This window comes from Gordonia asplenii, assembly GCF_012933505.1.
GTDB lineage: Bacteria > Actinomycetota > Actinomycetes > Mycobacteriales > Mycobacteriaceae > Gordonia > Gordonia asplenii.
Genome location: NZ_JABBNB010000013.1, coordinates 73,117 through 88,272, shown reverse-complemented (window position 1 = coordinate 88,272; position 15,156 = coordinate 73,117). Strand labels below are relative to the sequence as shown.

12 protein-coding genes are annotated in these 15,156 nt (G+C 67.4%); 4 read left to right on the top strand and 8 right to left on the bottom strand.

Annotation, left to right across the window (positions count from 1 at the left end; genetic code table 11):
* Window positions 1-143: 143 nt before the first annotated feature.
* The 5 genes from hutH to HH308_RS14030 all read right to left on the bottom strand — a co-directional run bounded on the left by hutH (window position 144) and on the right by HH308_RS14030 (window position 6,473).
* Window positions 144-1,697 carry a histidine ammonia-lyase gene (gene hutH, locus HH308_RS14050; protein WP_170194843.1) on the bottom strand — a complete coding sequence of 518 codons (1,554 nt, stop codon included), beginning with the start codon at window positions 1,695-1,697 and terminating at the stop codon, window positions 144-146.
* A 37-nt stretch (window positions 1,698-1,734) separates the two neighbouring features.
* On the bottom strand, window positions 1,735-2,685 hold the full coding sequence (gene hutG, locus HH308_RS14045; RefSeq protein ID WP_170194842.1) for a formimidoylglutamase: 951 nt from the start codon (window positions 2,683-2,685) through the stop codon (window positions 1,735-1,737).
* Window positions 2,682-3,860 (bottom strand): imidazolonepropionase, encoded by a 1,179-nt coding sequence (gene hutI / locus HH308_RS14040; protein ID WP_170194841.1) that lies wholly within the window; start codon window positions 3,858-3,860, stop codon window positions 2,682-2,684. Before hutI ends, hutG begins: the two co-directional genes overlap by 4 nt.
* 5 nt (window positions 3,861-3,865) lie before the next feature.
* Window positions 3,866-5,542: a urocanate hydratase gene (gene hutU, locus HH308_RS14035; protein ID WP_170194840.1), complete on the bottom strand. Its 1,677-nt coding sequence runs from the start codon at window positions 5,540-5,542 to the stop codon at window positions 3,866-3,868.
* Window positions 5,543-5,678: 136 nt separating this feature from the next.
* On the bottom strand, window positions 5,679-6,473 hold the full coding sequence (locus HH308_RS14030) for an IclR family transcriptional regulator (protein WP_170194839.1): 795 nt from the start codon (window positions 6,471-6,473) through the stop codon (window positions 5,679-5,681).
* An 87-nt stretch (window positions 6,474-6,560) separates the two neighbouring features.
* On the opposite strand from HH308_RS14030, the gene HH308_RS14025 reads away from it, so the two are divergent.
* Both HH308_RS14025 and HH308_RS14020 read left to right on the top strand, forming a co-directional pair.
* Window positions 6,561-7,553 carry an ATP-binding cassette domain-containing protein gene (locus tag HH308_RS14025; RefSeq protein ID WP_170194838.1) on the top strand — a complete coding sequence of 331 codons (993 nt, stop codon included), beginning with the start codon at window positions 6,561-6,563 and terminating at the stop codon, window positions 7,551-7,553.
* A gap of 2 nt (window positions 7,554-7,555) precedes the next feature.
* A complete protein-coding gene (locus HH308_RS14020; RefSeq protein WP_170194837.1) occupies window positions 7,556-8,404 on the top strand; it encodes an ABC transporter permease in 849 nt (282 codons plus the stop codon).
* Between the two features lie 67 nt (window positions 8,405-8,471).
* On the opposite strand, the gene HH308_RS14015 is transcribed toward HH308_RS14020, so the two are convergent.
* Window positions 8,472-11,666 carry an AfsR/SARP family transcriptional regulator gene (locus HH308_RS14015; protein ID WP_170194836.1) on the bottom strand — a complete coding sequence of 1,065 codons (3,195 nt, stop codon included), beginning with the start codon at window positions 11,664-11,666 and terminating at the stop codon, window positions 8,472-8,474.
* A gap of 56 nt (window positions 11,667-11,722) precedes the next feature.
* Here HH308_RS14015 and HH308_RS14010 point away from each other — a divergent pair, with 56 nt between their 5' ends.
* On the top strand, window positions 11,723-12,229 hold the full coding sequence (locus tag HH308_RS14010; RefSeq protein WP_170194835.1) for an SRPBCC family protein: 507 nt from the start codon (window positions 11,723-11,725) through the stop codon (window positions 12,227-12,229).
* Here the strand turns inward: HH308_RS14010 and HH308_RS14005 are convergent.
* Window positions 12,216-13,058, bottom strand: a complete 843-nt coding sequence (locus HH308_RS14005; protein ID WP_170194834.1) for an enoyl-CoA hydratase — start codon at window positions 13,056-13,058, stop codon at window positions 12,216-12,218. The genes HH308_RS14010 and HH308_RS14005 overlap by 14 nt on opposite strands.
* Complete coding sequence (locus tag HH308_RS14000) at window positions 13,055-14,227, bottom strand: acyl-CoA dehydrogenase family protein (protein WP_170194833.1); 1,173 nt, start codon at window positions 14,225-14,227, stop codon at window positions 13,055-13,057. Before HH308_RS14000 ends, HH308_RS14005 begins: the two co-directional genes overlap by 4 nt.
* Before the next feature lie 160 nt (window positions 14,228-14,387).
* Here HH308_RS14000 and HH308_RS13995 point away from each other — a divergent pair, with 160 nt between their 5' ends.
* Window positions 14,388-15,128 carry an SDR family oxidoreductase gene (locus HH308_RS13995; RefSeq protein ID WP_170194832.1) on the top strand — a complete coding sequence of 247 codons (741 nt, stop codon included), beginning with the start codon at window positions 14,388-14,390 and terminating at the stop codon, window positions 15,126-15,128.
* Window positions 15,129-15,156 lie beyond the last annotated feature (28 nt).

The following is a 15,156-nucleotide window of genomic DNA, read 5'->3' as shown; positions in this document are numbered from 1 at the left end:
TCAGGCCGGGCGACTCGTGGAACATTGAGCCCCATTCTCGGAACCGAGACGATGAAAGGCGCTCGCCCGCCCGATCGCGCATACGAAAACCACACACGAAAACACCGCCCCACCGTCAGGTGGGGCGGTGTTTTGCGATCAGCTTATCCGAGTGACCCGGTCACGGCCTCGGCGCTGGTCACCAGCGTGCCGGCGGCAGCGAGCCCGACGACTGCCTCGATCTCCGGTGCCAGCCAGCGGTCGACGCCGGGGCCGGCGACCTTCTCGCGAATCGCCGCGACCACCGCCGACGTGGCAGGTGACGGCACCAGCGGTGCGCGCAGATCGAGCCCGCGCGCCGCGGTCAGCGCCTCGATCGCGAGTACGCGGGTCAGCCCGTCGATCACCTTGCGCAGCTTGCGCGCACCCGACCATCCCATCGAGACGTGATCCTCCTGCATCGCCGACGAGGGGATCGAGTCGACGCTCGCGGGAGCCGCGAGCCGCTTGAGCTCGGAGACGATCGCGGCCTGCGTGTACTGCGCGATCATGTGGCCGCTGTCGACGCCGGGGTCGTCGGCCAGGAACGGCGGAAGGCCGTGGCTGCGTGCCTTGTCGAGGAAACGGTCGGTGCGACGTTCGCTCATGCTGGCGACGTCGGCGGCGACGATCGCGAGGAAGTCCAGCACGTACGCGACGGGCGCCCCGTGGAAGTTGCCGTTCGATTCGACTCGACCGTCGAGCGTGACCACCGGGTTGTCGACCGCGGAGGCCAACTCGTTCGACGCGATCAGATACGCGTGCGCGAGGGTGTCACGGGCACCGCCGTGGACCGACGGGGCACACCGCAACGAGTACGCGTCCTGCACGATCGAACACCCGTCGTCGTGGCGGTGACTTGCCACGATCGGCGAATCGGCGAGCATCCGACTGATATTCGAGGCCGACACGGCTTGCCCCGGCTGCGGCCGCAGCGCCTGTAGATCGGCGGCGAACACCTGGTCGGTGCCCATCAGACCTTCGACGCTCATCGCCGCGGTGACGTCGGCGAGCTTGAGCAGACGGTGCAGATCGTGGCATGCCATCACCAGCGTGCCGAGCATGCCGTCGGTGCCGTTGATGAGGGCCAGGCCCTCCTTCTCGGCGAGCACCACCGGCTCGATCCCAGCGGCCGCCAAAGCATCTGCGGCGGAACGCTTTACACCGTCCGCATCGCGGACCTCGCCTTCGCCGATCACTGCCAGCGCGACGTGGGCCAACGGGGCGAGGTCACCCGAGCAGCCGAGACTGCCGTACTCGTGCACGATCGGGGTGATCCCCGCCGACAGCAGCGCGGCGTAGGTCTGCGCGACCACCGAGCGGATGCCGGTGCGTCCGGTGGTCAGCGTCGACAGACGCAACAGCATGAGCGCGCGGATGACCTCACGTTCCACCTCCGGACCGTTGCCTGCCGCATGGGACCGGATCAGGCTGCGCTGCAACTGCGTACGCATCTCCATCGGAATGTGCTTGGTCGCCAGCGCACCGAACCCGGTCGACACGCCGTAGACCGGTGTGGGCGACTGCGCAAGCGACTCGATGTGGCGACGGGTCTCGTCCATCGCCGCGACGGACTCGTCCGACAGCCGGACCGGGGCGCCGTGGCGGGCCACCCGGACGACATCCTCATGGCTTACCGGACCGATGCCGACGATCACTGGGTTCTCTGCGGTGCTCATTGTTCTGTTGCTCCCTTCGATGGGGTGGTTGGTCAGTTCAGATGACGCGCCGGGTCACGGCGCGGTGGATGAGCCGCGCGGCGGTGCGCGCGGTTCGGCTGTCGATGTCGAGCTCGGGGTTGAGCTCGGCGACGTCGAGCAACATCAGTTTTCTGCTCGCCGCGACGGCGTCGCAGACATGCGAAATCACTTCGAGGGCAACGCCACACGCCGCCGGTGCACTCACTCCGGGGGCGACCCCCGCGGGCAGGACGTCGAGATCGATGGTCAGGTACAGCACGTCGACGTCGGCCAGGAAATCCGACACGAACGCGTCCACGCCTGCGACGTTCGAGGTAGTGCAGTCCTCGTCGAGCAGGTAGCGCACGCCGAGCCGGTCCGCGGTCGCGAACAGTGCCGCGGTGTTGCTCGGCTGCGAGATCCCGACGACCGCGTAGCGGAAGTCTCGTCCGGCGGCCGACTCGAGCTCGGCCATCTGCCGGAACGGCGTGCCCGAACTCGGCCGCGCATCCGATCGGAGATCGAAATGAGCGTCCAGGTTCAGCACACCGAATCGCTTGCCGCCCTGCACCGCCCGGGATTGCGCGGCGCCGCGGTAGCTGGCGAAGGCCACCTCGTGACCTCCGCCAAGCACGGTGACGAACGCCCCGGCGTCGAGCTGTTCGGCGACGGTCGCACCGAGTCGTTCCTGCCCCGCCTCCAGGTCGGCGTCGGAGCCGACGACGACGTCGCCGGCGTCGAAGAGTCGGATCGGCTCGGCTAACGCCATGCCGCCCAGCGCTTTTCGAAGCGACGCCGGACCTGCGGCCGCCCCGACGCGGCCCTTGTTACGGGCCACGCCCGCGTCACTGCTGAATCCGATGACGACATTGGCACCGGATTCGGCAGGACCCGACAGGGGTTCGATCGTGTTGTGCCACCGCAGATGTTCGACGCCCGGGCCGTCGTCGCGACCGGTCCAGGGCGCCGCGGGTCGGTCGGCTGTCACAGCAGTACTCCGTCCTTGTAGACGGCGCCGACCAACTGCACCCCCGGCCGGTAGGCCAGGTGCAGATAGGACGGCGCGTTCAGCATGGTCAGGTCGGCTCGCATACCCACCCGCAGCGCACCGATGTCGGTGCGCCGCAACGACGCCGCGCCGCCCGCGGTGGCCGCCCAGACGGCCTCGTCCGGACTCATCCGCATGTCGCGTACGGCCAGTGCGATACAGAACGGGATGCTGGTGGTGTAGCACGTTCCGGGATTGCAGTCCGCGGCCAGGGCCACCGTCACGCCGGCGTCGATCATGCCGCGCGCATTCGGATACTGGTTGCGCGTGCAGAAGTCGGCGCCGGGAAGCACCGTGGCGACGGTGTCGCCGGCGGCGAGCGCCTCGATGTCGGCGTCGGTGGTGTAGGTGACATGGTCGACCGAAGCCGCACCGAGTTCGACGGCCAGTTGCACGCCTGCGCCGTAGGTGAGCTGGTTGCCGTGCACCCGCGGGGTGAGGCCGGCGGCCATGCCGGCCTGCAGAACCGCTCGGGACTGATCGACGTCGAACGCACCCTTCTCACAGAACACGTCGATCCAGCGGGCACCGTCGGCGCAGGCGGGGATCATCTCGTCGACGACCATCGCGACGTAATCATCAACGCGCCCAGCGTATTCCGGCGGTGTCACATGCGCGGCGAGCAACGTGGTCTCGGCGGTGTGTCCCGCCGCGACGTCGAGGCTGCGCCGCTCGTCGACGACGGTCTGGCCGTAGCCCGACTTGCATTCGACCGTCGTGGTGCCCGACGCCGCCGCCTCGGCGACGAGTCGGCCCATGTTGGCGCTCAGCTCGGCGTCGGATGCGGCGCGCGTTGCCGCGATGGTGGTGCGGATGCCGCCCGCCTTGTACTCGGAGCCGGTCATCCGGGCCGCGAACTCCTCGGCGCGATCGCCGCCGAACACCATGTGCGAGTGACTGTCGACGAATCCGGGCAGCACTGCCCGGCCACCCGCGTCGTGCCGGTCGCCGGCCGCGCCCTCGGGGATCGCCGAGCACGGTCCGACCCACTGCACGACGCCGTCGCCGATGACGACGGCCGCGTCGCGCAGTACGCCGAGGGTGCCGTCACCGACAGTCGGATCGTTGGTGACCAACGTCGCGATGTTGTCGATGACGGTCCACGAGCTGTTCAACTCTCTCAGCCTTCCTGCTCGGCCATGGGGATGCGGACACCACGCTCGGCGGCGACGTCGGCGGCGTGGTCGTAACCGGCGTCGACGTGACGGATCACGCCCATGCCGGGGTCGTTGGTGAGGACGCGCTCGAGCTTCTGCGCGGCCAGCGGGGTGCCGTCGGCGATGCACACCTGACCGGCGTGGATGGAGCGGCCGATGCCGACGCCGCCACCGTGGTGGATGGAGACCCACGATGCGCCCGACGCGGTGTTGACCAGCGCGTTGAGCAGCGGCCAGTCCGCGATCGCGTCGGAGCCGTCGGCCATCGCCTCGGTCTCGCGGTACGGCGAGGCCACCGACCCGGAGTCGAGGTGGTCGCGGCCGATCGCCAGCGGCGCCGACAGTTCGCCGGAGGCGACCATCTCGTTGAACTTGAGGCCGGCGCGATGACGCTCGCCGTAGCCGAGCCAGCAGATACGTGCGGGCAGGCCCTCGAAGTGGACCTTCTCGCCTGCCATCTTGATCCAGCGGGCGAGGTGCTCGTTCTCCGGGAACAGCTCGAGGATCGCCTTGTCGGTGGCCTCGATGTCCTTGGGGTCACCCGACAGCGCGGCCCAGCGGAACGGTCCGAGGCCCTCCTCGAACAGCGGACGGATGTAGGCCGGGACGAAGCCGGGGAACTCGAAGGCGCGGTCGTAGCCGCCTTTGCGGGCTTCGTCGCGGATCGAGTTGCCGTAGTCGAAGACCTCGGCGCCGGCGTCCTTGAACTCCACCATCGCCTTGACGTGTGCCGCCATCGACTTCTGCGCCTCTTCGGTGAAGTAGACGGCGTCCTTCTCGGCCATCTGGTGCCAGTCCTCGACGTCGATGCCGATCGGCAGGTACGACAGCGGGTCGTGCGCCGACGTCTGGTCGGTGACGATGTCGATCGGTGCCTTCATCTCCAGCAGCGCGGGGAAGATCTCCGCCGCGTTGCCGACCAGACCGATCGACAGCGGCTCGCGGGCGTCGCGCTTCTCGATCGCCAATGCCAGTGCGGCTTCGAGGTTTTCGGCCTTGGTGTCCATGTAGCCGTGGTCGATGCGGCGATCGATGCGCGTCTCGTCGACGTCGACGCAGATGGCCACGCCGTCGTTCATGGTGACGGCCAGCGGCTGTGCACCACCCATGCCGCCCATGCCCGCGGTCAGTGTGATGGTGCCGGCGAGGGTGCCGCCGAACCGCTTGCGGGCGACCGCACCGAAGGTCTCGTAGGTGCCCTGCAGGATGCCCTGGCTGCCGATGTAGATCCACGAGCCGGCGGTCATCTGGCCGTACATGGTCAGTCCGTCGGCTTCGAGCTTGCGGAACTGCTCCCAGTCGGCCCAGTCGCCGACCAGGTTGGAGTTGGCCAGCAGCACCCGCGGCGCCCATTCGTTGGTGCGGAACACTCCAACCGGCTTGCCGGACTGCACCAGCAGGGTCTCGTCGTCCTTCATCGTCTTGAGAGTGTTGACGATGGCGTCGAACGCCCTCCAGCTGCGCGCGGCCCGACCGGTGCCACCGTAGACGACCAGGTCCTCGGGTCGCTCGGCGACCTCGGGGTCGAGGTTGTTCATCAACATCCGCATCGCGCCCTCTTGCTGCCAGCCGAGGCAGTGCAATTCGGTGCCCCGGGGTGCTCGAACGGGTCGTGTGCCGGTGGTGAAGTCAGCGGACATTGTGTGATGCTCCTGTCGTTTGCTCGGTTGCCTTGCAGCAGTGGTTGTGTTGTCTATGACACTCGTGCGGCGCGCAGTTCGACAGGCACTGCCGCCGGTCTTCTCGGATACGAGACCCGGGTCGAAAACCACGCGACTAGCGCGGTGCGTGCCCCGAGATGCGCTTGGTGAGTAGTGCCGCTGCGGCGCGCAGCGCCTCGCCGACGGTCTCGGCGTCGGGCAGAGCGAGGTGGCGATGCCAGGTCGTGCTCAACGCCGCGACCGGTCGCCCGTTATGGTCGAACGCCGCAGCCCCGACCGACCGCAGACCCACGGTCACGAGCTCGGTCTCCTCGGCCCATCCGCGCTCGCGCGTCTGAACCAGCACCCGGCGCAGTTCCGCCATCGTCCGGGGGCCGCGACCGGTCCGGATCACGAAGTCGGCCCGCTTGGCGAACAGCGCCTTCACCTGCGCGTCGGGCAGCCCGGCCAGAATGGCACGACCGTTGGCCGTCAGCTGCGACGGCAACCGGACTCCGATGTCGGTGATCAACGAGACCTCGGCCGCCGGGCCGGTGTGCGGTCGTTCCTTGAGCAGATAGAGCGTCTCGTTGCCCTGCAGAATGCCCAGATGCACCACCTGACCGAGCTGGGTCGCCAGCCGGTGCAAGATCGGTTGCGCCAGCCGTTCCAGCGGCTCGTGACGCAGATACGCCGAACCGATCTCGAACGTGGTGACACCGAGACCGTAGGCTTGAATCGACGGCACGTACACCACAAAACCACGATCTACCAGCACCGACAGAATGTGGTAGACCGACGATTTCGGCAGTGCGAGATCGCGGGCGAGCGCCGCGGCCTGCACCGGACCCGGCCGCTGCGCCAGGTGCACGAGGATGTCCAGGGCCCGTCCCACCGCGGGAGATGTACTCGAACCCGTCGCATTCGCCATGCAGAGATTGTGCCAGTCGCAAGGTGGTGTCATCTCGCGTAAGCCGACGACAGTGCCACGACAGCGGGGCCCGGCAGAGTGTGGTCCATGACAGTCACCGACAGCGCTCGCAGCGCCTACCGCCAACCCAAACCCATCCACTCCACCGACCTGGCCATCGAGGCCCACGGTCTCGTCAAGCACTTCGGCACCACCCGGGCCGTCAACGGCGTCGACCTCTCCGTTCCCACCGGATCCGTCTACGGCGTCCTGGGCCCCAACGGCGCGGGCAAGACCACGACGGTCAGCATGCTCGCCACGCTGCTGCGGCCCGACGCCGGTGAGGCCAAGGTGTTCGGCTACGACGTCGTCGACGACGCCGTGGCCGTTCGCTCGCTGGTCGGAGTCACCGGGCAGTACGCCTCGGTCGACGAGGACCTCACCGCCAGCCAGAATCTGATGTTGTTCGGCCGTCTGCTCGGCAAGTCCCGGGCGCAATGCCGTTCTCGCACTGAGGAATTGCTGCACGACTTCGGACTGGAAGAAGCCGCCAACCGGCCGCTGAACCAGTTCTCCGGCGGTATGCGACGCCGCCTCGACCTGGCGGCGAGCCTCATCGACACGCCGCCGCTGCTGTTCCTCGACGAGCCGACGACGGGCCTCGATCCGCGCACCCGTGCGCAGATGTGGGACACCATCCGCAAGCTCGTCGCGGGCGGATCGACCGTCCTGCTCACCACCCAGTACCTCGACGAAGCCGACCAACTCGCCGACCGCATCGCCGTCATCGACCGCGGGCTGGTCATCGCCGACGGCACGGCCGACGAACTCAAGCAATCGGTCGGAACGTCGACGCTGCAACTCACCCCGGCCGATCGCGCCGACGCCCCGGCGGTGGCCCGCATCGCCGAATCCGTCCTCGGCGAAACGGCCGCGCTCAGCCCGGAGGCGTCGCGCGTGACCGTCAACCTGCACCGTCCCGACCTCGTCCCCGACGTCCTGATCGCGTTGCGCCGCAACGACATCGCCATCGAAGAGATCTCCGTGCAGAAGCCCAGCCTCGACGAGGTCTTCCTCACCATCACCGGCAAGGAGAACTGACCATGACCACCACCCTCACGACCGTCGAACCACCCCGCAAACCCACCGCCATCTCGACCACCGCGATCCGCGCCGACGCGAAGACCTCCGTCAGTCTCATCGAGACCGTGCGCCAGTCGTTTTCGATGGGATACCGCGGTCTGTTGAAGATCCGGCACAATCCCGAGCAGCTGTTCGACGTTGTGCTGCAACCGATCATCTTCACGCTGATGTTCACCTACATCTTCGGCGGCGCGATCAGCGGCAACGTGCACGCCTACCTCCCGGTGATCATCCCGGGCATCCTGGTGCAGACGGTGATCGTCACCTCGATCGTCACCGGCACGCAGCTTCGCGAAGACATGGACAAGGGTGTCTTCGACCGGTTCCGGTCACTTCCGATCGCCCGCATCTCACCGCTGGCCGGTGCGCTGCTCGCCGATGTCGTGCGCTACCTCATCGCCACGCTGATCACGTTCACCGTCGGCATCTCGATGGGCTGGCGGCCCGACCCGATCGGTGTCATCGCGTCCACTCTGCTGGTCATCGTCTGCAGTTTCGCGGTCTCCTGGATCTTCGCCCTGATGGGCTGCCTGATGAAGAAGGCCTCTGCCGTACAAGGCATTTCGATGCTGATCATGTTCCCGTTGACGTTCATGTCCAACGCCTTCGTCCCGGTGAGCACCATGCCGGGCTGGTTGCAGGGATTCGTCAACGTCAACCCCGTCAGCCACTTGGTATCGGCGGTCCGCGAACTGTGCGCGACCGGTCACGCGGGAACGCACGTGCTGTGGAGTCTGCTCGGCGCCGCGGTGATCACCGCCGTCTTCGCGCCACTGGCGGTGCGGGCCTACATCCGTAACGCGAAGTAGCCCTCAGCGCCGATCGCCTCGTCTCGCTGCCGACTGTCGTCGGCAGTGCGACGGGGCGATCGGTTTCTCATCGCACGTTGTCCGCCAGCACATTGCGCAATTCCACGATCGCCTGCCGCCGCGACATCCGTCCGACGCCGAGCTGGATCCGTTCCCAGGTCGCGTCGTCGACGACGGCGAACTCGCGGCGCCGGGCGAGCGCCTCCACGAGAACCGGAAAGTCTTGCCGCGCTTTGAGTTTATCGGCGATGGCGAACAGGGTCGCCCCCGCGATCGCGGTCTTCGGGTCACCCGCCAGCAACAGACCGATCGCCAGCGCGGTGACTCCGGCCTGCGGCAGGTCGTGCCAGCCGAGGGCGGAGAACGAGTGCGCGACCCCCTCGGCAAGCACCCCGGCGAACGGCTCGGCCGTCGCGCTCGCACCGGTCAGCGCCAGTCCGATCACAATGGCGCCCAACACCATTCCCACGCCGGGATCGCTGGTGATGACCGGGTGCTCGCGCACCAGCAGCTCACCGGCCCGGACGAAGACGCCCGCACTCGGCTCGCCCCGCAACCTCGCCGACTCGGCGAAGCACACCATCATGCCGGCGACGGCCTCCGGATTGCCTTGCGGGTCAGGGTCGTCGAGCGTCCAGCCGTCGGCGAGCACGTCGAGTTCACGCTGCGCTTCGTCGAATTCACCGAGGGCCAGCAACGTGATCACCAGATACGACCGCGCCTGCGCCTCGTCTTCGACGGCCCCGATCACGGCGAGATTCGCCACCCCCGACCGGTACAGCGACACCGCGGTCGCCCAGTCCTTGCGCTGCCCGAAGATGCTCGCGGTGCTGACATCGGACATCGATTGCAACCACGGGTCGCTGTGTTTGGCCATCTTCGACACTTCGAGGTGGTCGGCGAGCGCACCGTCGAGGTTCGCGTTGTTCTCCCGCAGGTTCATGCGAATCGACAGAGCTGCCCGCCGTACGTCCGGGTTGGTCGACGCCGTGCCGTCGACGAGTACTCGCAGCGCGCCGAAAGGACTGCGGGACAGCAGAAGTGCACTCAGAAACTCGGCGGGCAACTCCGTGCACAGCTCGGCACGCGCCAGCCGACGCAGGTAGTAGCGCGCGGTGGCGAGCGGCCGCAGCTGCGGCATCACCAACAGGTGAACACATGCCAGCAGCACGGTCAGCTGCCAGCGCTCACGCGCGTCGTCGTCGGGATCTGTTGGCGGAGTGGGCAATACGTCGAGGATTCGAACACCCCACGACCGCACTTCAGCGTGCAGGCCCTGCATCGCCCAGATGGTCGCGACGGCGGGAAAGACCGACACGATGGTCTCGGTGTCCGGTGCTCCGCTGGTGCAGCGTCGTAACACCCACACCAGATTCTCCACTTCGGCGGCCAGCGACAGCAACATCTCGCGATCGGCGGACTGCTCGTAGCGCTGGCGCGTCGAGCGGGTGAAATCCGTTGCCCAGCTTGCCATCGCCGCGTCGATCCGAGCGCCGTCGCCCGATTCGGCAAGCTTCTCCTCGCCGAACTCGCGGACCATCTCCAGCATTCGGTAGCGGGCGTGCCCGGCGACCTCGGATACTTCCAGCAGTGACTGGTTGACGAGCGAGTCGAGCACGTCGTCGAGTTCCGGTCCGCTGCGACGCAGGACGGCTCCCGCGGCCGAGGTTCGAAACCCCGCCGGGAACCGGCACAGCGAGCGCAGCGCGGTCCGCGCGTCGTCGTCGAGCAGATCCCAGCTCCACTCGATCACGGCGTGCAGCGTGCGATGCCGATCCGGCCTGGTGCGGTCCGCCGAGCGGAGCAGATCGAATCGGGCGGTCAGCCGGGCGAGGATCTCGTCGACGGTCATCACCCGAATGCGTGCTGCCGCAAGCTCGATCGCCAGCGGGAGCCCGTCGAGGTGCGCACAGAGGTCGGCGACTTTGTCCATCGGGAGATCTGCCGTCGGCCGTACCGCCCGCGCCCGCATGCCGAACAGCTCGACGGCCGACGAGTCGGCCCCGTCGACACCCAGCACCGGCAACGGATACACCTGTTCGGCGGCTATCAGCAACGGCGAGCGGCTGGTGGTCACCACGACCAGTCGCGGCTCGGCGGCGATCAGTCCGTCGATCACCCCGGCGCAGGCGTCGATGACCTGTTCACAGTTGTCGAGAATCAGGACCGCCTGCTGCCCGCGTACGGCGTCGGCGAGCCGGTCGGCGAGTTCCCCGACCGCGATGCGCGGTCGCGCCCCGACGCTGAGGTCGGTCTCGCCCACGCCGAGTGCCCCGGCGAGAACCGCGACGACGTCGGCGTTGTCGCGCACCGAGGCCAGCGGCACGAAGAACACCGTCCTCCCCTGCGCCGCAAGCTCATTCCCCACGGCATTGGCCATCCTCGTCTTTCCGACACCGCCGGGGCCGAGGATCGTCACCACGCGGTGGGCATCGAGCAGGTCGACGATGCCGGCCAGGTCGTCGTCCCGCCCGATCAGCGGCGTCGACTCGGCACGCAGTCCGACAGCCCGCCCGGCCCGGCCCGCGCGGGGTGCCTGCTCGTCCACCGATCGCTCGTCGGCCAACAGTTCGACGTTCAGCGCGGCGGCCTGCGGCCCCGGATCGACGCCCAATTCCGTTGCCAGGGAACGTCGTAGCCGGGCGAACACGGCCAGCGCGTCGGCCCGGCGCCCGTCGGCGGCCAGCGCCCGCATCAGCAGAACATGCGCTTGCTCGTCCAACGGATCTGCGGCACAACGCTGTTCGGCGACGTGCCGTGCGGTTGCGAAGTCTCCGACGGCCAACGCCTGCGCGCCCCGCAGCTCTTCGACGCGAGCCCACGCGCGATCAGCGCGGCGTCGAAGGGTGCGGGCGAGATCGTCGTCGGCGCCGAGATCCTCGCCGGGCTGACCGCGCCACTGCTCGACCGCACGATCGACCGCGTCGGAATCCCCACCGGCGAGCGAAGACTCGACGAGCTCGACGTCGGTGACGACACCGTTGAGTCGGTAGCCACTGCCGACGCCGAGGATCGTGGCCTCACCGAGAACCTGACGCAGCCGGGAGATCTGGGTATGCAAGGCGGCGTGCGGCGACTTGGGTGGGCTGTCGCCCCAGACGTCGTCGATCAGTCGGTCGGCGGTACGTGCGCGACCGCCGGCGAGTGCCAACGACGTCAACAGCCGCTTGGCGCGGACGCCCGCCACCTCGACTCCATCGACCGACACGGGTCCGAGCAGACCGATCACGGTCTGCTGGGCTACGGCGGGGTCGGCTGGCACTCGACCAGCCTAATGCGGCGCGCCCGGAGACGGGCGCCACGCCCTACAGTGAGCGAATGAGTAGCCGCTACCCACTCGAACCCATCACCGACGAGTCATTCTTCACCACCGCACCGATGAACTACCGCATCGACGTGAATCTGCCGGTCAGCCCGGAACACGCGTGGGGCGAGTTCACCCGGCAGAACACTCTCGACTGGTGCCGGGCACTGAAGTCGGTCATCTACACCTCCGCGAAGCCCTACGGCGTGGGGACCACCCGATCGATCGCGCTCGCTCCGGGCTTCGCGACGATGGAGGAGGAGTTCTTCATCTGGGACGAGGACCCCGAGACCCACACCTACCGGCACGCCTTCCACGGTGTCCGCGGTTCGATGCCCGGACTGAAACGCTTCGGTGAACTCACCGAGGTATCCCCGGCCGAGTACGGCTGCCGGCTGGTGTGGCTGTTCGGCATCGAACTGAGCGGACGCGCCCTTCCGCCGTGGTTGTCCTCGCCGATCTCCAGCGGAGCCTTCGGGACCGTCGAGGCGGATACCCTCAAACACTTCACGAAGAGGTAGGTCTGCTCTGCCGGACCTGTTGGACGCCCGACGGATCGACGATCGTCCCGAATCGGGCCAGATTGTTGGCATGCCCGAGATTGTGCAGCGCGAATGCGGCGTCGATCGCCTGTTGCAGACCCTGCGCATCCTGCGACCGGTTGACGCTCATCTTCGACAAGCGCAGTCCGAAGGCCGGTCGTTGGGCGATCTTGATCGCCAATCGCAGTGTCGCGGCGGCCAATTCGTCAGGCTCGACGACTTCGGTCACCATGCCGATGGCGGCCGCCTCCCGCGCGCTCATCGCGTCGCCGGTGAATAACAGTTCCTTCGCTCGGCGCGCGCTCATCTCGAAGGTGTGCACGAAGTACTCGATGCCGTTGACGCCGAACGCCGAGACCGGGTCGGCGAACGACGCGTCGCTGGCCGCGACGATGAGGTCCATCGGCCACACCAGCATGAGTCCGCCGGCGATGACCCGCCCTTGCACCTGGGCGATGGTCGGTTTGGGCAGGTCGCGCCACCGTCGGCACAAGCCGAGAAAGGCTTCGCATTCGAATGCGAAATGCCCCTCGACACCCGGGGCGTCGAATCCGCCCTGCATCGTCGCCGTCGGTGGACCGGGCAGTTCGAACGGCGCCGACAGGTCATGTCCGGACGAGAAGTCGGGACCGTCGGCAGCCAGAATGATCACCCGCACGCCGTCGTCGACGGACGCGGCGAGCAGTGCGGCATCGAGTTCGTAAAGCATGCGCGGGTCCTGCGCATTGCGTTTGTCCGCGCGCGCCAACACGATTCGAGCAACACCGGTCGCCGGACGTTCGACCCGGATCCGATCTTCGGTCGTCATGCCGTCGCGCCTCGTGCCGGGTCGACCAGGGTTCGGCCGATCACTTCCTTCATGATCTCGCTGCTTCCACCGTAGATGCGCTGGGCGCGTGCGGCCGCGTACAGCCGGGCGATGGGAAATTCATCCATGTAGCCGTAACCGCCGAACAATTGCAGGCAGCGATCGACCACCTGGCCCTCGAGTTCGGCGAACCACCATTTGGCCATCGACACCGTCGTCTCGTCGAGCTCTCCGGCGAGCAACTTCGCGATGCACGAGTCGAGGAACACTCGCGCGACTCGGGCATGGGTCGCGCATTCGGCGAGCTCGAATTTCACGTGCTGCTGCGCGATCAGCGGCTTGCCGAACGCATGACGCTCATTCGCGTAGCGAGTGGCGAGCTCGACTGCACGTTCGATCGCCGCGGTCGCCGTGACGGCCACCAGCAGCCGTTCCGCCGGCAGTTGCCCCATCAGCATCGCGAATCCCGCCCCCTCCTCCCCCAGCCGGTTCGCCGCCGCGACGCGCACTTCGTCGAACGACAGCTCCGCGGTGTCCGACTCATGCTGCCCCAGCTTCTTGAGGACCCTGTCGACGGAAAACCCTTGGCACTGTGCGGTTTCCACGACGAAGAGGCCGATTCCCCTGCCCCGTAACGCGGGGTCGGTGGTCGCGGCGACGATGATCACGTCGGCGACGCTGCCGTTCGTGATGAAGGTCTTCGCACCGGAGATCACATACGAGTCGCCGTCGCGCCGAGCCCGCGTTCGGATTGCCTGAACATCCGACCCGGTATCCGGCTCAGTCATCGCGAGTGCTCCGATCGCGTCGCCGGCAGCCATCCTGGGCAACCAGCGGCGCTTCTGTTCGTCGGTTCCGTAGGAGGTGATGTAGTGCGGCACGACCACGTTGTGCACCTGCATCGACGCCGGACTGATACCTGCGCGAACCAATGCGTCGAGTACCACGTAGTCGTGCACGACCGTCCCACCACCGCCGCCCCATTGCGCGGGTACGCCGCAACAGAGTAGCCCGAGCTCACCCAGCCGCAGCCAGAACTCTCGGTCCATGTGGTGCTGCTCGCGCCACCGATCGACGTGCGGCGATGCCTCAACCGCCAGCACCGCGGCTGCCGTCGTCGCAAGTGCCGCGTAGTCGTCGGTCATCCACGCTCGACCCTGATCTGTCATCACGCCTCTTTCCCATCGCTGCAGAAGTACATGCTGAGTATCGTCCTGCGGAACCATTGCTACAGATAATCACCTTCTATTGCCATCTATGTCAATGGCTGATAACTTCTCCACAACACCAAGTGGTGTGCATCACAAGGCTTGATCTGGAGGTTTGTCCATGTCTGCATCCCCGTTGGCCATCGTCACCGGCGCCGCCGCCGGTCTGGGCGCCGCGTGCGCGAGAGCACTCGCCGGCGACGGCTTCGCCCTCTGTCTGCTCGACCGGAACGAGAGTGGACTCGACGCGGTGGCCGCCGAACTGCGCGAGTCGGGAAGCGAGGTCGACGTGCGGGTGCTCGATCTGCTCGACGCCGACGCGGTGACTTCCGCCATCGCCGACCATCCCGGGCGCGACCGCCTCAAAGCACTCGTCAATGTCGCCGGCCTGGTGCAACTCGGCAAGGTCGATACGGTTTCCCTTGCCGACTGGGACCGACTCGTGGGTGTAAAGCTGCGCGGCGACTTCGTCACATGCAAGGCGGCGATACCCGTGATGGCCGCGAACGGCGGCGGATCGATCGTGAACATCTCCTCGATGTCCGGCCGTACGAAGTCCGTCGCGACCGCCGTCAACTACGTGGCCTCCAACGCGGGCGTGATCGGCCTGACCATGACATTGGGCGCCCAGAACGCCCCTGACGGCGTTCGCGTGAACTGCATCGCCCCGGGAATGATGCAGACCCCGATGCTCGGCGCGTTCTCCCCGGAGCAATTGGCCGGAATCGAAAAGGCCATTCCGATGGGACGATTCGCCGATCCGGCCGAGGTCGCCTCCGTCGCATCCTTTCTCGTCTCCGACAAGGCCAGTTACATCACCGGCGAGACGATCAACGTCAACGGCGGCATGTTCACCATCTGACGAAACCCCAGTCCCCAAAACCCAAACC